At 69.8% G+C, this 19932-nt stretch carries 19 protein-coding genes; 14 read left to right on the plus strand and 5 right to left on the minus strand.

Translation table 11 applies throughout. The features are described 5' to 3' along the window. Positions 1-4 precede the first annotated feature (4 nt). A complete protein-coding gene (locus tag ACYVLQ_RS27000; protein ID WP_460700319.1) occupies positions 5-1444 on the minus strand; it encodes a DUF349 domain-containing protein in 1440 nt (479 codons plus the stop codon). Positions 1445-1808: 364 nt separating this feature from the next. On the opposite strand from ACYVLQ_RS27000, the gene ACYVLQ_RS27005 reads away from it, so the two are divergent. The 7 genes from ACYVLQ_RS27005 (at position 1809) to ACYVLQ_RS27035 (ending at position 8721) form a co-directional block, all read left to right on the plus strand. Further along, on the plus strand, positions 1809-2573 hold the full coding sequence (locus ACYVLQ_RS27005) for a class III extradiol ring-cleavage dioxygenase family protein (protein ID WP_460700320.1): 765 nt from the start codon (positions 1809-1811) through the stop codon (positions 2571-2573). Further along, complete coding sequence (gene miaA / locus ACYVLQ_RS27010) at positions 2570-3484, plus strand: tRNA (adenosine(37)-N6)-dimethylallyltransferase MiaA (protein WP_460700321.1); 915 nt, start codon at positions 2570-2572, stop codon at positions 3482-3484. Before ACYVLQ_RS27005 ends, miaA begins: the two co-directional genes overlap by 4 nt. A 19-nt stretch (positions 3485-3503) precedes the next feature. Then, on the plus strand, positions 3504-3614 hold the full coding sequence (locus ACYVLQ_RS27015) for a hypothetical protein (protein ID WP_460700322.1): 111 nt from the start codon (positions 3504-3506) through the stop codon (positions 3612-3614). A gap of 229 nt (positions 3615-3843) precedes the next feature. Beyond that, complete coding sequence (gene dapF / locus ACYVLQ_RS27020; RefSeq protein WP_460700361.1) at positions 3844-4722, plus strand: diaminopimelate epimerase; 879 nt, start codon at positions 3844-3846, stop codon at positions 4720-4722. Positions 4723-4856: 134 nt separating this feature from the next. Then, positions 4857-6341 carry a GTPase HflX gene (gene hflX, locus ACYVLQ_RS27025; protein ID WP_460700323.1) on the plus strand — a complete coding sequence of 495 codons (1485 nt, stop codon included), beginning with the start codon at positions 4857-4859 and terminating at the stop codon, positions 6339-6341. A 270-nt stretch (positions 6342-6611) separates the two neighbouring features. After that, positions 6612-7415 carry a lysophospholipid acyltransferase family protein gene (locus tag ACYVLQ_RS27030; protein WP_460700324.1) on the plus strand — a complete coding sequence of 268 codons (804 nt, stop codon included), beginning with the start codon at positions 6612-6614 and terminating at the stop codon, positions 7413-7415. A gap of 160 nt (positions 7416-7575) precedes the next feature. After that, positions 7576-8721: an acyl-CoA dehydrogenase family protein gene (locus ACYVLQ_RS27035; RefSeq protein ID WP_460700325.1), complete on the plus strand. Its 1146-nt coding sequence runs from the start codon at positions 7576-7578 to the stop codon at positions 8719-8721. A gap of 3 nt (positions 8722-8724) precedes the next feature. On the opposite strand, the gene ACYVLQ_RS27040 is transcribed toward ACYVLQ_RS27035, so the two are convergent. Further along, positions 8725-10275, minus strand: coding sequence for a PucR family transcriptional regulator (locus ACYVLQ_RS27040; protein WP_460700326.1), 1551 nt, complete (start codon positions 10273-10275; stop codon positions 8725-8727). A 181-nt stretch (positions 10276-10456) separates the two neighbouring features. On the opposite strand from ACYVLQ_RS27040, the gene ACYVLQ_RS27045 reads away from it, so the two are divergent. Further along, positions 10457-10744, plus strand: coding sequence for a hypothetical protein (locus ACYVLQ_RS27045; protein WP_460700327.1), 288 nt, complete (start codon positions 10457-10459; stop codon positions 10742-10744). Between the two features lie 7 nt (positions 10745-10751). Here ACYVLQ_RS27045 and ACYVLQ_RS27050 read toward each other — a convergent pair whose 3' ends face one another. Beyond that, positions 10752-11384 carry a TetR/AcrR family transcriptional regulator gene (locus ACYVLQ_RS27050; protein WP_460700328.1) on the minus strand — a complete coding sequence of 211 codons (633 nt, stop codon included), beginning with the start codon at positions 11382-11384 and terminating at the stop codon, positions 10752-10754. A 96-nt stretch (positions 11385-11480) separates the two neighbouring features. Here ACYVLQ_RS27050 and ACYVLQ_RS27055 point away from each other — a divergent pair, with 96 nt between their 5' ends. Together ACYVLQ_RS27055 and ACYVLQ_RS27060 are read left to right on the plus strand one after the other, a co-directional pair. Then, complete coding sequence (locus ACYVLQ_RS27055) at positions 11481-13607, plus strand: HelD family protein (RefSeq protein ID WP_460700329.1); 2127 nt, start codon at positions 11481-11483, stop codon at positions 13605-13607. A gap of 454 nt (positions 13608-14061) precedes the next feature. Beyond that, positions 14062-14631, plus strand: a complete 570-nt coding sequence (locus tag ACYVLQ_RS27060; RefSeq protein WP_460700330.1) for an Rv1733c family protein — start codon at positions 14062-14064, stop codon at positions 14629-14631. Between the two features lie 14 nt (positions 14632-14645). Here ACYVLQ_RS27060 and ACYVLQ_RS27065 read toward each other — a convergent pair whose 3' ends face one another. Beyond that, a complete protein-coding gene (locus ACYVLQ_RS27065; protein WP_460700331.1) occupies positions 14646-15332 on the minus strand; it encodes a sterol desaturase family protein in 687 nt (228 codons plus the stop codon). Further along, on the minus strand, positions 15325-16053 hold the full coding sequence (locus ACYVLQ_RS27070) for a FadR/GntR family transcriptional regulator (protein WP_460700332.1): 729 nt from the start codon (positions 16051-16053) through the stop codon (positions 15325-15327). The genes ACYVLQ_RS27065 and ACYVLQ_RS27070 overlap by 8 nt, the downstream gene beginning before the upstream one ends. 125 nt (positions 16054-16178) lie before the next feature. Here ACYVLQ_RS27070 and ACYVLQ_RS27075 point away from each other — a divergent pair, with 125 nt between their 5' ends. The 4 genes from ACYVLQ_RS27075 (at position 16179) to ACYVLQ_RS27090 (ending at position 19911) form a co-directional block, all read left to right on the plus strand. Beyond that, positions 16179-16328 carry a hypothetical protein gene (locus ACYVLQ_RS27075; RefSeq protein ID WP_460700333.1) on the plus strand — a complete coding sequence of 50 codons (150 nt, stop codon included), beginning with the start codon at positions 16179-16181 and terminating at the stop codon, positions 16326-16328. A 137-nt stretch (positions 16329-16465) separates the two neighbouring features. Next, positions 16466-18016 (plus strand): acyl-CoA carboxylase subunit beta, encoded by a 1551-nt coding sequence (locus ACYVLQ_RS27080; protein ID WP_460700334.1) that lies wholly within the window; start codon positions 16466-16468, stop codon positions 18014-18016. A 206-nt stretch (positions 18017-18222) separates the two neighbouring features. Then, entirely contained in the window at positions 18223-18639 is a 417-nt protein-coding gene (gene lpqS, locus ACYVLQ_RS27085; protein WP_460700335.1) for a putative copper homeostasis (lipo)protein LpqS, read from the plus strand. Positions 18640-18747: 108 nt separating this feature from the next. Beyond that, on the plus strand, positions 18748-19911 hold the full coding sequence (locus ACYVLQ_RS27090; RefSeq protein ID WP_460700336.1) for a PLP-dependent cysteine synthase family protein: 1164 nt from the start codon (positions 18748-18750) through the stop codon (positions 19909-19911). Positions 19912-19932 lie beyond the last annotated feature (21 nt).

Here is a 19932-nt window from a genome sequence, read left to right on the forward strand (position 1 = left end):
CTCCCTAGCGCCGGGTGACCGCCCCTTCGGCCGCCTCCGCCCACTCTCGCCACTGTTTGGCCTGTTCGAGGGCCTTCTCCTCGTCGCGAGTGCGACCGGCCGCGCGGGCCTTGGCGGCCTGCTCCTCGAACTGCGCCACCCGTTCCCGGAACTGGGCGGCGCGGGCCACCGCCTCCGGATCGGTGCGCCGCCACTGGGTGTCGACCGCCTCGCGGACCCGCCGCTCGATCGCGCGCAGCTTGCCCTCCAGCTCCTGGATGCGCTCACGCGGCACCTTGCCGATGGCGTCCCACTTGTCCTGCAGCTCGCGCAGCGCCGCGCGGGCGGTGTCGAGGGCCGCGGAATCGGGATCGAGTTGCGCCGGGATCTTGTCCTCGTAGTGGCGCAGCAGGTCCTCCTTGGCGGCCGCGTTCTGCTCGAATTCGGCGTCGCGCTCGGAGGCGGCGGCGTTGCGGGCGGCGAAGAACACGTCCTGCGCGCTCTTGAAGCGGCGCCACAGCTGCTCGTCGGCCTCGCGCGGGGCGCGACCGGCGGCCTTCCACTCGGTCAGCAGTTCGCGGAACACCGCGGCGGTGCCCACCCAGTCGGTGGACCCGGACAGTTCCTCGGCGCGCACGCAGAGCTCCTCCTTGCGCGCCTTGGCCGCCGCCCGCTCCCGGTCCAATTCGGCGAAGTGCGCTCCGCGCCGGCGGTTGAACGCCTCGCGCGCCTTGGAGAATCGCCGCCACAGCGCGTCGTCGACCTTGCGGTCCACGCCGCGGATGGTCTTCCACTCGTCGAGAATCTCGCGCAGCCGGTCACCTGCGGCCTTCCACTGGGTGGATTCCGCCGCGATCTGCTCCGCCTCCGCGCACAGCGTCTCCTTGCGCTCGGTCTGCTCGTGGCGGGTGCGCTCCTTCTCCTCCTTGGCGTGCGCGGCGGCCTCGTCGGAGTGCTCCATGATCGCCTGCAGGCGCCGGGCCAGGCCGTCGACGTCGCCGATCACCGCCGCGGTGGGCAACGATTCGGCAAGTGCGAGGGCGGACGCCTTGGTCTTGCGGGCGTCGGTGCCCGCGGCCAGCCGCGCCTCCAGCAACGCGACCTCGGTGGCCAGATCGTCGAACCGGCGGCCGAAGTGGGCCAGGCCCTCGGCCGCGTCGCCGGCCTGCCAGGAGCCGACGACCCGCTCACCCTCGGCGGTCTTCACCCAGGCCGTGCCGTCCTCGTCGACCCGGCCCCATTTGCTCGGATCGCTCACTGTGGGGACGACGACCGGATGCGGGTGCTCCTGCGCGGGCCCCGGGGCAGGTTTGACCGCATGTGGCTTGGGGGGTTCGGGTTTGCGCGCGCCCGGCTTCGGCACGGCCGACGGACGCGGCGTGGGACCGGGCTTGGCGGCATCGGCGCGCTGGCTGGTGCCGGGATCCGGGTGGGTAGCCTTCTCGGTTCCGTTGGTGTCGGTCATCGCTCCTCGTCCCTGCCGCGCGTCACGGCTGCCTGGTTACGCCCTAGCTCATCCCATTCAACCAGGCAGCCGACGGATTTGCCGTGTCTTGCCGGGGGTGGCGCGACACGGACGGGTTGCTGAGGGCCGGATCGCGCGTTACGGTGTGTGGCTTTGCCCCGCGGCGACGCCGCTCCCACCCTGCTCACGTGCCACGGTGCGGCGGACTCGCCGGAAAGCGACCGGTCGTTTCCGGGCCTTTCCACGATCGTCGGCGTGTCCGCCCAGGCCGGGCCGCATACCCGCTTATCGCCGCGGTGCTGTCGACGCCGGGGAATCCCGGCTGTCGCGTCGTGGCCGGCAGCGCTGTCGCTACGGTGGACGCGTGTTCCGCGTCGCCGTGCTGATTCCGTCGCCACCCGTGCTGGTTCCCGAACTGTGCGGTGGGCTGCCGGTCGACGCCCCGGAGCACCCGGCGGCGCAGGTGCCTCCGCTGCGCGAGGCGGTGGTGTCGGCGGGGCGGGCGCTGGCGAACCGGGCGCGGTCGTGGACGGTGGTGGGCGTCGGCGACGAGGACCGCGTGCTGGGCCCGGACGCGGGCGGCACCTTCCGAGGGTTCGGTGCGGACGTGCGCGTCGCGCTGTCGGACGCCGCGCACGTCGACGCCACCGCCGACCCCGAACTGCCGCTCGCCGTACTCGTCGGGGCATGGCTGCGGGGGCAGGTGGCCGCCGACGCGGTGGCGCGGGCGCGGATCGTGGATGCGGCGGCGGACCCGCGGCAGTGCCTGGACCTGGGCGCCACGCTCCGCAAGGAGATGGATGCGATCGCCGAGCCGTGCGGCGTGCTGGTGGTGGCCGACGGCGCCGCCACCTTGTCCACGCGTGCGCCCGGCTATCTGGATCCGCGGGCCGAGGGCGTGCAGCAGCGGATCGACACCGCGCTGGCCGCGGGCGACCGGTCCGCGCTGGCGGCGCTGGACCCCGCGCTGTGCGCGGATATCGAGGCGCGCGGCCGCGCCGCCTACCAGGTGCTGGCCGGACTGTTCGCGGCCGACGGGAGCGACCCGGACGTGGAAACCCGGTACGCGGCAGCGCCTTTCGGAGTGGGATATCAGGTGAGTGTCTGGCGGCCCGGGGCGTCCTCGTGACGACCACGCCGATCGCGGTGCTCGGCCCGACCGCCACCGGGAAATCCGATCTGGCACTGGATCTCGCGCAACGGCTCGACGGCGAGATCGTCAACATCGACGCAATGCAGCTGTATCGCGGCATGGACGTCGGCACCGCGAAACTGCCTGTGGCGCAACGCCGTGGCATCCCGCACCATCAGCTCGACGTGCTCGACGTCACCGAGACCGCCACGGTCGCGGCCTATCAGCGCACGGCCGCCGCCGACGTGGAGGACATCATGGCCCGCGGCCGCACCCCGGTGATCGTCGGCGGCTCGATGATGTATGTCCAAGCGCTGCTGGACAATTGGGAGTTCCCGGCTACCGACGCACGAGTGCGGGAGAAGTGGGAGGCGCTGCTGGCCGCGGAGGGCGTGGCCGCGGTGCACGCCGCGCTGCGGGAGGCCGACCCCATGGCGGCGGCCACCATCCTGCCCACCGACGGACGGCGCATGGTGCGCGCCCTGGAGGTCATCGAGCTGACCGGGCGGCCGTTCGCCGCCTCGCAGCCGCAGATCGGCGAGCCCCGCTGGGGGACCGTCATACTCGGCGTCGACCGCGAGACCGCCGCGCTCGACGCACGCATCGAGGAGCGCACCGCGGCGATGTTCCGGCTCGGTCTGGTCGACGAGGTGCGCGGACTGCTCGAGCGCGGGCTGCGCGAGGGGCAGACGGCCCGGCGAGCCATCGGTTACGCACAAGTCCTGGCGTACCTGGACGACGAATACGACCTGAAGCATGCGCAGGAACGCACCCTCATCGGCACCCGGCGCTACGTGCGGCGGCAGCGCTCGTGGTTCCGCCGCGACCCCCGGGTCCGCTGGGTGGACGGCGCCGACCCGCACCTGGCGGACCGGGCGCTGGCCTACGTGTCGACCCGCGCCCGGTAAGCGAGGAACGAGCCCGCCAGTGACCAGCCGAAACGCCGCGGTCCAGGAATGGCGGGCGTATCTCACCCATCGGACCAAGCGGCACCGCGACGGCGGCTTCCTGATCCAGGGTGCCGAACCGATCACCTAGGCCGTCGCCCACGCTCGGCCGCTGGAGGCGCTGCTGTACCGCCCGCCGCGCGGCAGCCTCCCGGTGCAAGCACACGATTTCACGAATGCGACGATCATCGTGATCGCCGACGAGTCCGAGCACCGTGCGCGGCCGCGACGGCCCTGTACGAAATCTTCCGGCAGCGGCGGATGTTGTGAGGACGGTGGAGATGACCGAGCGGAGCGAAGCGCGGGAGACCCTGGCCGATATCGAGTTCACCAAGGGCCATGGCACCCAGAACGATTTCGTCGTGCTGCCCGATCCGGACGCCTGGCTGGAGCTGCCCGCCGAGCGGGTGGCGGCCCTGTGCGACCGGCAGCGCGGCATCGGCGCCGACGGTGTGCTGCGGGTCGCGCGGGCCGGGGCGCTCGTCGAGAACGGCGTGCTGAACGAACTGCCCGCCGGCGTCGCCGCCGACGACTGGTTCATGGACTACCGCAACGCCGACGGTTCGATCGCGGAGATGTGCGGCAACGGGACGCGGGTGTTCGCGCACTTCCTGGTCGCGACCGGGATGGACAAGCGCGACGAGTTCGTCGTCGGCAGCCGCGCGGGCGCGCGTCCGGTCACCGTGCACGCCGCTGACGCGGTGCACGGCGACGTCACCGTGGCCATGGGGCCGGTTCGCCGACTCGGGACGTCGACGGCGACGATCGGGGGCCGCGGGCTGCCCGGTCTCGGCATCGATGTCGGGAACCCGCACCTGGCCTGCGTGGATCCCGAGCTGACGGCCGAGGGGCTGGCCCAGCTGGATCTGGCCGTGCCGCCCGGATTCGACCCGGAGGTGTTCCCTCAGGGTGTGAACATCGAGATCCTCACGTCCCTGCGCGACGGCGCGGTGGATATGCGGGTCTACGAGCGCGGCGTCGGCGAAACCCGTTCCTGCGGAACGGGAACCGTCGCCGCGGCCGCCGCGGCACTGGCGCGCGAGGGCTTCGATCTCGAGTCCGATGTCGGCGAGGTACGGGTCCGGGTGCCCGGCGGGGAGGTCACGGTCGGCTTCGAGCGCGGCTCGGCCCGGCTGCGCGGACCGTCGGTGCTGGTCGCGTCGGGGCGGCTGGTCGGTTCCTGGTGGTACGACGTCTGATTCCGGCCACAAGCATGTCGGAACGACAGGGTGGGGTGTTCGTTACCGCAAAGGGGCTGTCCGGTATGTCTGTCATCGGTGGGTGGAATAACTCGGGTGCGCCTTTCCGTTGAGTCGTGGGACTATGGAGGCGTATGAGAAAACCAGAGACTTACGAGTTCACACCGGTCGAGGAACTCGACGACGAGAAGACCGGTAACGGCTGGGCGCCGGAGCCGACGGTCGGCGAGTTGCAGCTCGACGAACGCAGCGCGCTGCGCCGCGTCAGCGGGCTGTCCACCGAGCTCACCGACATCACCGAGGTCGAATACCGCCAGCTGCGCTTGGAGCGCGTGGTGCTGGTCGGTGTCTGGACCGAGGGCACCTCGGCACAGGCCGAGGCCAGCATGGCCGAGCTCGCCGCGCTCGCCGAGACGGCGGGTTCGCAGGTGCTCGACGCGCTGATCCAGCGCCGGATGAAGCCGGATCCGGCCACCTACATCGGTTCCGGCAAGGCCGACGAGCTGCGCGCCGTCGTGCTCGAGACCGGCGCCGACACCGTGATCTGCGACGGCGAACTGACCCCCGCCCAGCTGACGGCGCTGGAGAAGGTCGTCAAGGTGAAGGTCATCGACCGCACCGCTCTGATCCTGGACATCTTCGCCCAGCACGCCACCTCCCGCGAGGGCAAGGCGCAGGTGTCGCTGGCCCAGATGGAGTACATGCTGCCGCGGCTGCGCGGCTGGGGCGAGTCGATGTCGCGGCAGGCCGGCGGCCGCGCCGGGGGCAGCGGCGGCGGCGTGGGCCTGCGCGGCCCCGGTGAGACCAAGATCGAGACCGATCGCCGCCGCATCCGCGAGCGGATGGCCAAGCTGCGCCGCGAGATTCGCGAGATGAAGACCGCCCGCGACACCAAGCGCGCGCGGCGCACCGACAGCGGCATTCCGGCGGTCGCGATCGTCGGCTACACCAACGCCGGTAAATCGAGCCTGATGAACGCGCTGACCGGCGCGGGCATCCTGGTGCAGGACGCCCTGTTCGCGACCCTGGATCCGACCACCCGGCGCGCGGCGCTGGAGGACGGCCGCGAGGTCGTGTTCACCGATACCGTCGGATTCGTCCGGCACTTGCCCACCCAGCTGGTCGAGGCGTTCCGTTCGACGCTGGAGGAGGTCACCGGCGCCGATCTGCTGCTGCACGTGGTCGACGGCTCCGATCCGCTGCCCGCCGAGCAGATCAAGGCGGTGCGCGAGGTGGTCACCGAGGTGCTGCGGGAGTCCGACGCCGTGGCGCCGCCGGAGCTGCTGGTGGTCAACAAGATCGACGCGCTGGATCCGGCGGAACTGTCGCACCTGCGTGCCCAGCTGCCGCGGGCGGTGTTCGTCTCGGCCAGCACCGGCCAGGGCCTGACCGCCCTGCGCGACCGGCTCGGGGACACCTTGGGCGCCCTGGACGTCGAGGTGAGCGTGCTGCTGCCCTACACGCGCGGCGATCTGCTCGCCCGTGTGCACGCCGACGGCCGGATCCTCGAGTCCGAACACGAGGAGGGCGGCACCCGGGTGCGGGCACGAGTCCCCGCAGCCTTGGCAGCGGTGCTCGCCGAGTACGCGCACGCGGGAACGGCGGGCCTGCCGAGCTGAGTCGCCGTCATTCGACGACGGGGGTTATTCCTCGAATCCGCGGCACACCAACCCCGATACACTACCGGGCCGAAGTCCTGTCGCCGTTACTCTGTAGGGGTTGACACCGCCCGCTTGTTATAGATGATCTTGTGGACTCGGTGTCCGGCAGCTGTTTTCGTTACGCTTTGTCATCGAGAACAAGTTGCAGGGAGGGTTCTTTTGTCTGGAGATCATGCCGCCCCGCCGGGTCGGGGCGAAGCCGGGCTATCGGATGGGGCGCCGCTACGAATGTCGTTGCGCGACAGCGATATTCGCGCGCTCGATGCCCTGACGGCGCCGTTGCGGGCGTGGACGAGTCCGGTATTCCACGGATTCGACAACATACCCGCCGACGGTCCCGTGCTTCTGGTAGGCAACCACAATTTCATGGGTATCGACACCCCGCTGCTGTGGCCGGAGATCGCGCGCACCCGCGGCCGCCTCATTCGCGGGCTGGCCGAGAACGTCCTCATCACCGTCCCCGGGGTGCGGCACGCGCTGCATCGCATCGGGTGTGTCCGCGGCAGCCGCGCAAACTGCCGCGCGCTGCTCGAACAGGGCGAGATGGTGCTCGTCTTCCCGGGCGGCGGGCGAGAAGCGGTGCGCCGCAAGGGCGAGAAGTACGTGCTGAAGTGGGAAGGCCGCACCGGTTTCGCGCGGATGGCGATCGAGACCGGGGCGCCCATCGTGCCGATCGGCATGGTCGGCGCCGACGACGCCTTCGATATCGTCCTCGACGGCCAGGACTCGGCGATGCGGCCGCTGCGCTCGCTGGTGCAGGCGATCGGGTTGAAGCCGAATCTCACCCCGCCGCTGGTGACGGGCCTCGGCCCGACGTGGATTCCGAAGCCGGAGCGGTTCTACTACTCCGCCGGAACCCCGATCGAGACCACGCCGTGGTCGGATGCCGAGGATCTCGACGAGGCCGCCGAGGAATTGCAGGCGGTGGTGCGCAAGGCGCTCGACGAGGAGCTGACCTTCCTGTTCGCCGAGCGGGACCGCGACCGCGGGCGCACCCTGCTGGGCCGGGCGCGCGGGGCGCTGGGGCTGTAGTCAGGTTTACCGGGGTTCAGGTCGCCAACGCCGTCGACCTTCCGGCAGGTAACGCGGTTCGGACCTGTTTTACAGGGTTCGAAGTGAACGGCGATTCGACTTCCGGGTACCGTATGGGGGACAGGCGACGAGGCCGATGTGGTCACCGTAGGAGGTTGGCGTGGAGCGCACTCTATTCGAACCCGAACACGATCTGTTCCGGGAGTCGTACCGGAAGTTTCTCGAGCAGTACGTGGCGCCCAACCACGCGAAGTGGGAGGAGCAGGGCCTCGTCGACCGCGAGGTCTGGCTGGAGGCCGGGAAGCAGGGATTCCTCGGCATGGCGGTGCCGGAGGAGTTCGGCGGCGGCGGGGTGAAGGACTTCCGCTACAACTCGGTCATCACCGAGGAGACCACGCGCGGACAGTATTCGGGGCTGGGCTTCCCGCTGCACAACGATGTGATCGCGCCGTATCTGCTGGAGTTGGCCGACGACGAGCAGAAGCAGCGGTGGCTGCCCGGCTTCTGCACCGGTGAGATCATCACCGCGATCGCGATGACCGAGCCCGGCACCGGTTCGGATCTGCAGGGCATCAAGACCCGGGCGGTCCGCGACGGCGACGACTGGATCCTCAACGGCGCCAAGACCTTCATCACCAACGGCATCAACTCCGACATCGTCATCGTGGTCGCCCAGACCGACCCCGAGAAGGGCTCGATGGGCTTCTCGCTGCTGGTGGTCGAGCGCGGCATGCCAGGATTCGAACGCGGCCGCAACCTGGACAAGATCGGCCTGAAGGCGCAGGACACCGCCGAACTCAGCTTCACCGACGTGCGGGTTCCCGGCAAGAACCTGCTCGGCACCGAGGGCCAGGGCTTCGTGCACCTGATGCAGAACCTGCCCCAGGAGCGGCTGTCGATCGCCGTGATGGCCGCCGCCGCGATGGCGGGCTGCCTGGACCTCACCTGTCGATACGTGCGCGACCGCAAGGCCTTCGGCAAACCCCTCGGCGCGCAGCAGAATACGCGTTTCGTACTGGCGGAGCTGGCCACCAAGACCACGGCGGTGCAGGTCTTCGTGGACCGCTGCATCGAACTGCTCAACCAGGGCAAGCTGACCGCCGAGGAGGCCGCCATGGCCAAGTGGTGGAGCACCGAGGAGCAGATCGAGCTGATCAGCAAGTGCCTGCAGCTGCACGGCGGCTACGGCTACATGCGCGAATACCCGATCGCCAAGGCCTACACCGACGCCCGCGTGCAGAGCATCTACGGCGGCACCACCGAAATCATGAAGGAGATCATCGGCCGCAGCCTGAAACTGTCCTGAGGGCTATGGTCGTCCGGCGGAATCGTCGGGGACGCGCACGGACAGCGCTACCAGCATCGCGGTTCGCTTGCGCGGGTCGTCCAGCGGCAGGTCGGCGATGCGGCGCATCTGTTTGATGCGGTTGCGGACGGTGTTGGGGTGAATGTCGAGCGTGGCGGCGGCCAGCGCGGAATCGCCGTGCGCCTCCAGCCAGGCCTTCAGGGTCGGGAGGTAGTCGGTGTCGTTGCGGTCGTCGTGAAAAGCCAACTGCGCCAAGGGACCTCGCGTCGGCAGGCGGCCGCTGGAGGCCACCGACTGCAAGCGCTGGATCAGCACGCGGTCCCAGGCCGTGTCATAACACACCGCCGCCTCGTCCGCGGGACTGGTGTGCAGCGCCATGCACTCGTCGGCCTCCTGGCGGCTCGCCGGTACCTCCCGCACGGTGGCGACCCCGCCGATACCCGCGACGACTCGGACGTGCGGGGGCAGTCCGGCGGCGAGGTTGCGCACCCAGCGCAACGCCGGTTCGGGGTCGCCCGCGGGCAGCACCGTGTAGACGGTATTGCCGAACAACGTGCTGCGGCCGACGCGGGACCAGCCGAATCCGGTGGTGGCCCGTTCGAACGCGAGCAGGATTCCGGCGTGCCGCTCGAGTTCGGTGTGCGCCTGCAGGGCGATCACGCGCAGATGCTCGGCGGGCAGTCCCAGCTTCCCGACCGCCGCCTCGGCGTCCGCGCTGCCCTCGAGCAGCTGGATCGCGAGTTCGGACTCCACCTGCCGTTCCAGATCGGCGCTCACGCGCGAGCGCAGCAGATGTAGTGCCACCGTGTGGGCGCCGTCCTTCAGGATCCGGCCGCGGGTGTGGTCCGGGGCCTCGTCGCACGAGATCCACAGCGACCCCAGCAGTTCGCGCCCGGCCCGCACGGCCACGACCGTCCGGCCGCGCAGCCCGTGCTCCGGGGCCGGTCCGACATGGATCGGCGCATCGCTGCGGGCGAGGTGTTCGAAGACGCCCTGCTGTTCGAGCAGCGTGCGCACGCGGTCCGGCGTCCGCCGCCCGAGGATGGTGTCCAGGCGGACCGGATCGGTATCTCGCGGTGTGCTCGAGTAGGCCATGACCCGGAACAGTTCGTCCTGGATCGTCACCGGGGCGTCGAGTGCGGCCGCGATGGTGTCGGCCAGGGCGAACAGGTCGCTGGGGCCCCGTCCCGATTCGGTCTCGCGACCCTCGAGCACCAACCCGTAGACGACCGAGGCGATCTGACTCCAGGACACCGCCGGATCGCTGAGCAGCAGCGCGGTCCCGGCGGCCTCGAGCTGATCGAGCAGCGCCCGCCTCGGGCGCTCGGTGGTGCGGGCGATGACGACCGTGGCCCGAGTCTCCGCCGCGAGCGCGAAGGCCTGGGCCAGATCCGCGATCCCCACGGCGAGGAAGACATCGCCGACGGCCGAATGCGGGCGGATCGGGTCGTGCACCGTCACGCTGTACAGCTCGATGTCCCGGGTCGCCGCCGCCCCGTACAGCCGTGTGCCGTGCCTGCTCAGAATGTTGATCAGGCGATCCAACTTCACCATGGGTATCCGGCCGCAACTCCCGACGATTTCGACGCCCGATCGCGAGCGCTGTGTGACGCCGACAATGCTACATCGTCAAGTTGTGCGAATCGGACACTCCGGGCGGGTCCCCGATGGGTCACCCTGAATGACAGGAGGCGCATATGCCGTGTCATGCGCCCCGATGAGGTGAGGGCTAGACATGTATTCGTCGCATCTGCTGGAGATTGCCGTGGTCGCCGCAGCATGCTCGTACATCGTGTGGGTGGTGGTGTCGTCGAGACACGTATTACACGACCGATGTGGGCTCTGCGGGCATATGTACTACACGCACGATCCGGTGAACGGAGACTGTCGCGGACGGGCGGACGGGCGCTTCGGCCACGACAGTGGCACCTGGACATTCTGCGCGCACGACCTGCGCTGCGGTTGTCACGGATTCATCGAGGATCCGCAGGTCGGTCGACACCCGGACCTGACCACCAGGTAGCCGCGCGTCACGCGGAAGGCGTTGCCGCCGAGCCGTTCTCCAGGAGGTCGAAGGCCATCTCCGCCCGGGCGACCGCGGTGGGGTGGACCTCGTCGGCGCTGCGGCCGGAGCGGATCGCGGCGGCGTTGTGATCGGACAGTACGCGCTGCGTGGCGAATACCTGCGCGGCGAGCAGGTGTGCGGTGATCTCGTCGCTCGGCCGACCCGATTCGAGCAGCGCGTCGGCCAGCTCTCGCTCCTGGTCGAGCATGTAGGCGGTCATGCGCGCGACGAGGGTGGGCGTCGAGTACAGCAGGTTGTGGAAGGTGACGGCCGCGGGGCTGTCGTCGAGGCCCACCAGGGGATCGCGCTGCGCGAGCCGCTCGAGATAGTTCCGGCGCAGGGCGCGCAGCGCACAGACTCCGGCCGGACGCTCCCGGACGATATGCGCGGGCCACCGGCCATCTGTCGGGAACCGGTGCAGGACGAGGTCTTCCTTGGTCGGGAAGTACGCGAACAGGGTGGGCTTGGAAATCTCGGCGGCCGCGGCGATCTCCGCGACCGAGACGCCGTCGAAACCCGACTCCTCGAACAGGGTGAAGGCCGCGGCCAGGATCGCGTCCCGGGTGCGGCGCTTCTTGCGTTCGCGCAGTGCCTCCATGGGGCCAGGCTACCGAATCTCGATTTGGTCAACAAATTTACTCGGTCTTATAGTTTACCGAGTTAGATTTTAACGTCCCTAGAGGTGGGGGTTGCCATGACCATGCGCCACGCTGAGAACGACCACGTCGAGCCCGAGATTCGCATCGAACGCGACTACCTGGCCAGCTGCCGAGCGGAGCTGGCGCGGATGCGCGAAGAGGCCGTCACGGCCCTGGACACCGGTATGGGCGAGGGCGACGTCTTCGACAAGTTCCACAACTTCGCGACTCGGCGGTTCCACCGGAGGCAGATCGAGTCGATGTCCGATCTCGAGGACGCGCCGCTGTTCTTCGGGCGGCTGGACTATCCGCCTGGCACGGTCTACGACGATGTCCGCGAACTCGGTTCGCCGTCGGTGGCGCCCGACAGCGACCGCGTCTACGTCGGGCGCCGCGGAGTCACGGACAAGGCGGGCGAGCTCATGGTCATCGACTGGCGAGCCCCGCTGTCGCGCGCCTTCTACGAGGCCGACCGGCGGGACCCGATGCGGGTCCGGGTCCGCCGCCGGTACGGGTTCGACCACCGCGACGGCGCACTGACCGCCTTCGAGGACGAACCGCTCGACCCCGGCCTCGTACCGGCGGGCGAGAGCGATCTGCTGGCCGTCGAGATCGAACGGCCGCGCAAGGGGCCGATGCGCGACATCGTGGCCACGATCCAGCCCGAACAGATGCGTCTGGTGCGGGCCCCGTTGTCACGCACGCTGTGTATTCAGGGGGCGCCGGGCACCGGGAAGACGGCGGTAGGTCTGCACCGCCTGGCGTATCTGCTGTTCACCGAGCGGGACCGGTTGCGGCGGGAGGGCGGGGTCGCCGTCATCGGTCCCAACCGGGCCTTCCTCTCCTACGTCCGCAACGTCCTGCCCGCCCTCGGCGAGGTGGAGGTTCTGCAAACCACCGTCGAGGAGCTGACCGGCGCGGGCGTCACCGTCGCCCGTGTCGACGAGGAGGACGTGGAGCGGATCAAGGGCGATGCGCGGATGGCCCGCGTCATCCGCCGCTCGCTGTGGTCGCGGATCAGGCCCTTCGAGGAGACGATCGGGGTCCGGCATCAGCAGCGCACCTGGTACGTCGACCCCGACGAGATCGCCGAAGAACTCGAGGAGGTGCGCGAGCGCGGGACCGACTACGGCGTCGGCATCGAGCTGCTCGCCCAGCGCCTGGGCAACCTGGTGCTGCGCCAGATGGAGCGGTCCGGATATCCGACCACGGCGGCCACGCCGCGGCAGCTCCGTCGGAATCGGGCGATCGTGCGTGCCGTCCACCGGATGTGGCCCGAGATCGGTTCCGAGCGTGTGGTTTTCGACCTCCTCACCGATCCCTACCAGCTCGCTCGCGCCGCCGACGGCATCCTGTCCGCCGCCGAGCAGCGTGCCGTTCTGCGCACGCCGCGACCCCGGACCGTGAAGGAAATGACCTGGGCGAGTGCCGATCTGGCGCTGCTCGATGAGGCCGGTGCGGCGATCGAGCGACCGGCCGAACTCGGTCACATCGTGATCGACGAGGCCCAGGACCTCAGCCCGATGCAGTTGCGGGCGATCGCGCGCCGCGTCACCGGCTCATGCACCGTCCTGGGCGATCTGGCCCAGGCCACCGGTTCCTCGGCCGTCGCGGACTGGTCCGCTGTGCTCGCTCATCTGGACCGGCCGACCGGGCAGATCGAGGAGCTGACTCGCGGCTACCGCGTCCCGGCCCAGGTCATCGACTACGCCGCCCGTCTGCTGCCGCATATCGCCCCGGACCTGCGTGGCCCGTCCTCGTTCCGGCAATCCGTCGACGCCCTGCGTATCACGCGGACATCCGCTGGTGACATGGCCGAGACGGCTGCCGAGGCCTGCGCCACCGCGCTGGCGGAGGAGGGGTCGGTGGGACTCGTCGCGGCGGACGGGGATATCGCTGCCTTGTGCCGGAGCCTGTCCGAAAGTGGTTTGGAATACACGGTTCTCGGCACGGATGGAGCCGGTGTCGACGCCACCCGCCTCACGCTGGTTCCGGTCACCCTGGCGAAGGGTTTGGAGTTCGACACCGTGGTCGTCGCGGAACCGGTCCGCATCGCGCAGGCGGAACACCGTGGCCTGCAACGGCTCTACGTCGCCCTGACGCGAGCCGTCAGCACCCTGCACATCGTGCACGCCGAGCCGCTGCCGGAGCCGCTGACCCAGGAAGCGGCGATGAGCCGATAGGCCAGGGTGGTACACCGATGTCAGGCTCACCCTGCGCAGCGCCAGGTGGCCGGCCGCCTGCTGATATCCCGCCGAGGTGCTCGTCGCCGGTGGCCCGGTCACCCTCCTGATCGTCTCCAATTGTCCTGCGACACGTCGGTTCCGTTCGGCCAGGGACGAGAAATCGTCCTCACCCGAATTCCGGGTGGGATGCAGCAAGCCCAGGCGCGGTCCCTTACCCATGGGCCGCATGCTAGGCGTTTGCGGTCTCGACCGCCGGGTACGCGTGATTAACGGTAGGGCAGACGGACCGCGGCGGATTCGTGGGGAAATGCCGGTAGCGCCGACCGGGCCCCGGACGACATAGGGATAGGTGAACGTTCCGGGCGCTCCGATCGGTGCCGGTGCGTCGGCGCCGCTGGTCGGACGATGCGGGTTCGCGCGACCGGAGCGAGTGACGAGAGAGGTGATCGAGGTGGCGGAATATCCCTCGATCGGAGTCCGGATGCTGCGTTCCGCGCCGTGGAGCGGCAACCCGCTGATGCGGCCGGCGGATCGGGTCCTGGCCGTGGCCCGGATCGTCGCGGTGCTGCTGTGCCTGATCACGGTGCCCGTCGCGGGTGCGATCGGCACGACCACCTACACCGGGTACGCCGAGCGCCTGCGCGCCGACGAGGCCTCGAAGACGCCGGTTGTCGCGACTGTCGCCGGAACCACGGAAGAGGGTGCGCGAGGGGGTGATTCGCGAGTTCCGGTGCGCTGGATATACGACGGCCGCACCGGCGCCGCCGCCGTCCCGGTGACCCAGACCGTCGCTCCCGGACAGGAGATGACCGTGTGGCTCGATGCCGGGCACACGCCGACCCAGCCGCCCGCGCCGCCGGGGACGGCCGCGGTCGGCGGCATCGCCGCCGGGTTCGCCATCGTGGTCGGTACCGCCGTGCTCTGTGGGTTCGGCTGCGCGGCACTGCGTTTCGTGGTGAACAGGCACAGCGCTCGGCAACTCGACGTCGAATGGCGACGGTTCGGGGTGGGGCACCGCTGAGCGCGGGCGGCGTCCTAGTCGGCGGCCGCGCGGGCGTGCAGGGATTTGACGGTGGGGGAGTTGGTGATCGCGGCCGGATCCGGACAGGTGCCCAGCACCCGGTCGGCGGTACCGGAACTGGTGACGGTGAACCAGTAGTGCTCGTTCTTGAAATGGTGCAGGCGGTGGTTGCGCCGGACGGCCTTGAAGATTCGGGTGCGCGGCGTGTAATCGGTATGGATCAGGTGGTGGGTCCACTCGTAGACCAGGCCCAGCGCCCCGAGCACGGCCAGGAAGGTCAGGCCCAGCCCGATCCGCGGGAAGGCCAGTGCCGCGACGGCGACCAGCACCGGAAGCAGCCACAGGAAGGTCTGCCACGGGATGAACACCAGCTCGGTCACGCGCGGATCGGCATGATGCTCGCGGTGTTTGCGGGCGAGCAGCGAATCGATCGTCACCCGTCCGACCGTGCGCGGCCGCCAGTGCAGCACGCACACGTGAATCACCCACTCGGCGAACGGAAACAGCGCCAGCATGACCACCGGAACCAGCGCGTCGGTCGGCTGCCAGTCACCGACCGCCAGCCGGGCCGCGACCGCCGCGACGAACAGACCGGCGATGATCCAGGAGGACGGCCCGCGCACGAAGACGGCGAAGGCGTCGCGCAGCGAGACCTGCTTGCGGCGCTGCCGATCTCGGGTGTCCTGGGATTGCTCACTCATTTCGGTCCTCCTCGATGCGGCGTATCACGACGTCGAATTCCGTTGTCGCCGACAGCAACAGCCCCTCGGCGGCGCGGCGCGCGGCGGCGCCGTCGCCCGCGACGACCGCGTCGGCGAGGGCTCGGTAGTGGTCGATCCGCCCGACCTCGGCGGCCATCACCCCGGCCAGTGCGACGATGGCCGGTTCGTAGACCGAGCGCAGGTTGTTGAACAGCAGGCGGAACACGATCGAGTCGGCGGCATCGACCAGGTGGTCCCAGAAACCGAGCGCCTCCAATTGCTGGGCGACCGGCTCCTGCTGGGCGGCAAGGGATTCCACGGCGTCGTCGAGGTCGGCCGCGATGGTCGCGCCCGCGCGCTCGGCCGCCAGTCCGGCGACCTCCCGGCCGATTATCAGGCGAGTCTCCAGCACGCTGCGGAGCACCGCGTGGTCGAGTTCGCCGTTGCGCACCAGCAGTCGCGGCAGCAGGTCCACCCCCGCGGAGCGGCGAAAGTCGCGAACTGTGGTCGCACCACCCTGGCGAACCTCGACCAGCCCGCTGTGCGCCAGTCGCTGCAGCGCCTCGCGCACCGTAGGCCGCGACACCCCCAGCGCCTCCGCCAACTGCCGCTCGGCGGGCAGCGCCGCCCCGGGGGCCAACTCTCCGCCCAGCACCTCGCCCACCAACTGCTCGAACACGGTATCGGGCACCGTCCGCCGATCGATCCGCCGCAAAGCCATACGGCGACCCTAAGCAGCAATTGGTATGAGGTCAAGTGGTCAGACCAATTTGCCGCCCGATCGTTGACCTCAACTTTGGTCGCGGTTCTACGGTCGGTATCGATCATCGACACAGGAGGTAGTCCATGGATACGAAACCGGTTCGGGTCGCGCTGATTTGCGGGAGTGTGCGGGAGGGGCGGTTCGGGCCCGTCGTGGCCTCGTGGATGCGGGAGCGGGTCGAGGCGCGGGCGTTGCGGCAGGCCCGGGCCGAGCTGGCCTATCCGAACGTCTGAGCCGCGCCGTGATGCAGGTGGCCAACGCGACGGCCGCCGCGGCTGTGAGGTATCCAGAAGGTCGCTGGGTATACGCTGCCGCCGGTCCGCTGCTCCTATCGTCCCCGCAGGCATGCGAGGTGAAGGGGTAGTCGACGATGACCGGTACTCGGGAGAAGTTGCAGGAGCTGCGGAATGTCCTGGAGATCGCCGCGGAACCCGCGGGGGAGTCGGGGATCGAGAAGCGGAAGAAGAAGGGCATCCCCAGTGCTCGTGAACGGGTGCGCACGCTGCTCGATCCCGGGACGTTCGTCGAGATGGGCGCGCTGGTGCGCCGCCCCGCCGCCTCGGACGCGATGTACGGCGACGGGGTGGTCACCGGTCGCGGGCTGATCGACGGGCGGCCGGTGGTGGTGATCGCCCATGACCAAACGGTATTCGGCGGTTCGGTCGGCGAGATGTTCGGGCGCAAGGTCGCCCACGCGTTGCGGTTCGCCTTCGAGAAGGCCTGCCCGGTGGTGTCGATCAACGATTCCGGCGGCGCCCGCATCCAGGACGCGGTGACCTCGATGGCGTGGTTCGGGCATATGAGCCGCAATCAGGAACGGCTGTCGGGCTTCGTCCCGCAGGTGTCGATCATGCTCGGCAAGTGCGCGGCGGGTTCGGTGTACGGGCCCGTGAACACCGATGTGCTCGTCGCGACCGAGAGCTCCTACATGTTCGTCACCGGCCCCGAGGTGATCAAGGCGGTCACGGGCGAGGAGGTGTCGATGGAGGAGCTGGGCGGTGCCTACAGCCAGGCCGCCAACGGCACCATCCACCACGTGACGGCCACCGAAGGCGAGGCATTCGACTGGGCCCGTAGGTATTTGAGCTTCCTGCCGTCGAGCTGCCGGGAACACCCGCCGATCGTGAATCCGGGCCTGGAGCCCGAGGTCACCGCCTCCGACCTGGAGCTGAACTCGATCATCCCGGACTCCGACCGGGCCGGTTACGACATGCACGACGTGCTGCTGCGCATCTTCGACGACGGCGATTTCCTGGAGATCCGCGCGGCCACCGCGGCGAACCTGATCACCGGATTCAGCCGGGTCGACGGTCATCCCGTCGGTGTCGTGGCCAACCAGCCGCTGGTGCTGGGCGGCGCCGTCGATGCCCGATGTTCGGACAAGGCAACGCATTTCATCCGGCTGTGCAACGCCTTCGGGTTGCCGTTGGTCTTCGTCGTGGACACGCCGGGCGTGCTGCCGGGGGTCGAGGAGGAGCGCAACGGGGTGATCGTCCGCGGCGGCCGGGTATTCCGCGCGATCATCGAGGCGACGGTGCCGATCGTCAACCTCGTAGTGCGCAAATCCTACGGCGGCGCATACGGTTTCATGGCGTGCAAGCAGCTCGGCGCCGATATCAGCCTGGCCTGGCCGACCGCCCGGATCGCGGTGATCGGCGCCGAGAGCGCGGTCGACATCGTCGGCAGGCGCCAGCTCCAGCGGGTTCCGGCGGAGCAGCGAAACGCCATGCGCGAGTTCATGATCGACCAGTACAACACCACGGTCGCCACCCCGTGGATCGCGGCCGAGCGCGGCTATGTCGACGCGGTGATCGAGCCGGCCCGCACCCGCCTGGAAATCCGCCACGCCCTCCGCCTGCTGCGCGAGAAGGAGGCAACGGTTCCGCCGAATCCGCGCAAACACAGCCTCTACCCGATGTAGCCCACCAGTTTGACTAAATACACTAGGGGGGTATGGTAGCCGGGGTGTGGCGGCGGCATGCGGAGTGGTCGGGTGTGCTCGGTCACAGCCCCGGTCCTGGGGTCGGTGTATGTTGCGCGGGAATGACGGCCACGTATCGTGGGCGGTCGAGCAGGGCAGTCGAAAATAGTCGCGGTGCGGTGGTGTCGAGGACGGGAGGTCCTTCCATGGGTCGGACGCGGTTCGCCGTCCCGCTGCTGATCCTGGTTGCGGCGGTCGCCCTCGTTGTGCCGCTGCTGAATTGCGCGGATGCGCTCGCCGCCACGCACACCCACACGGCGAGCCCCGCCCGACAGCTGACCGCGCCCGTCGAGGACACCCCGGTCCTGGGGCACTGCGCCCGCCATCCCGTCGACATGGGCTGCCCGACGCATTTCGGTCACTGCGTACCCGATTCGATGCTGCCCGGCGACCACGGCATCGCCGCCCCGCCGCGGTTGATCACGGCGCTCGTCGCGGCGGTTCCCGTGCCCGCGGACGTGTCGTTGCCGTCGATGGCACGCCCGCGCGGCCCGCCCACCGCGCGCCTGCCGGTCGCGGGAGGCCGCGACATTCTCACGCATTTCTGTATCGCTCGACGCTGATCGGTCAGCGCCAGACCGGGGCCACTGCGGCCGCCGGTCGGTGTCCGCTGCCCGCATGCGTCCGAAACCCGTTCCCGTGGAACGGATTCGATACAGAAAGCGACAGTCATGGACGAACTTGTGCTCGACAAGAGTGCCGAGGTTCCGGTGCTCCCGGACCCGGCGCCCGGTGCGGTCCGGCGGCCGCAGACCCTCGTCGGCAATACGCCGGTGCTGTGGGTCGGGGAGCCGCTGGCCCCGGCGGGGCGGGGCTTCTGGGCCAAGCTGGAGGGGTACAACCCGGGCGGCATGAAGGACCGCCCAGCGCTGCACATGGTGCGGCGCGCGCGGCAGCGCGGCGATCTCACGCCCGGCGCCCGCATCGTCGAATCCAGTAGTGGCACCTTGGGGCTGGGTCTCGCGCTGGCGGGCCTGGTCTACGGGCATCCGGTCACGGTGGTGACCGACCCCGGACTGGAGCCGATCGTCGCCCGGATGCTGGCGGCGTACGGGGCCCGCGTCGATCTGGTGTCCGAGCCGCATCCGACGGGCGGCTGGCAGCAGGCCCGCCGCGATCGCGTGCGCGAACTGCTCGCGCGGGAGCCGGGCGCCTGGTGCCCGGACCAGTACGGCAACCCTGACAATGTGGCGGGCTACGCGCCGCTGGCGTTGGAGCTGATCGAACAGCTGGGCGGCGTGGACGTGCTGGTGTGCGCGGTCGGCACCGGCGGCCATTCGGCGGGAGTCGCGCGGGTGCTGCGGCGCTTCAACCCGGGTCTGAAGCTGATCGGCGTCGATACCGTCGCATCGACGATATTCGGCCAGCCAGCGGGCCCGCGGCTGATGCGGGGGCTCGGCTCGAGCATCCACCCGCGCAATGTCGACTACGGCGCGTTCGACGAAATCCACTGGGTCGCACCGGCCGAGGCGGTCTGGGCCGCCCGCGCGCTCGCCGCCACCCATCACGCCAGCGGTGGCTGGAGCGTGGGCGCGGTGGCGCTGGTCGCGGGCTGGGCCGCGGGGACCCGCGATAACGACACCCGGATCGCCGCGGTCTTTCCCGACGGTCCGAACCGCTATTTCGACACTGTCTACAACGACGCCTACTGCGCCGAACACCGGCTGCTCGCGGCGGGCCCGCCGATCGGGCCGGACACCATCGCGCACCCGTCCGACCGGATCGCGCGGTCGTGGACCCGCTGCGAGACCGTCGTCGACCCGAGCGAGTTCGTGAATGTGGACGGGGGAGCGATGAATTCGCCGAACCCGGCAGGAGGGGTGGTGACGTGCTGACGAGATTCCGCGGCTTCGACC

The organism is Nocardia thraciensis (genome assembly GCF_054782435.1).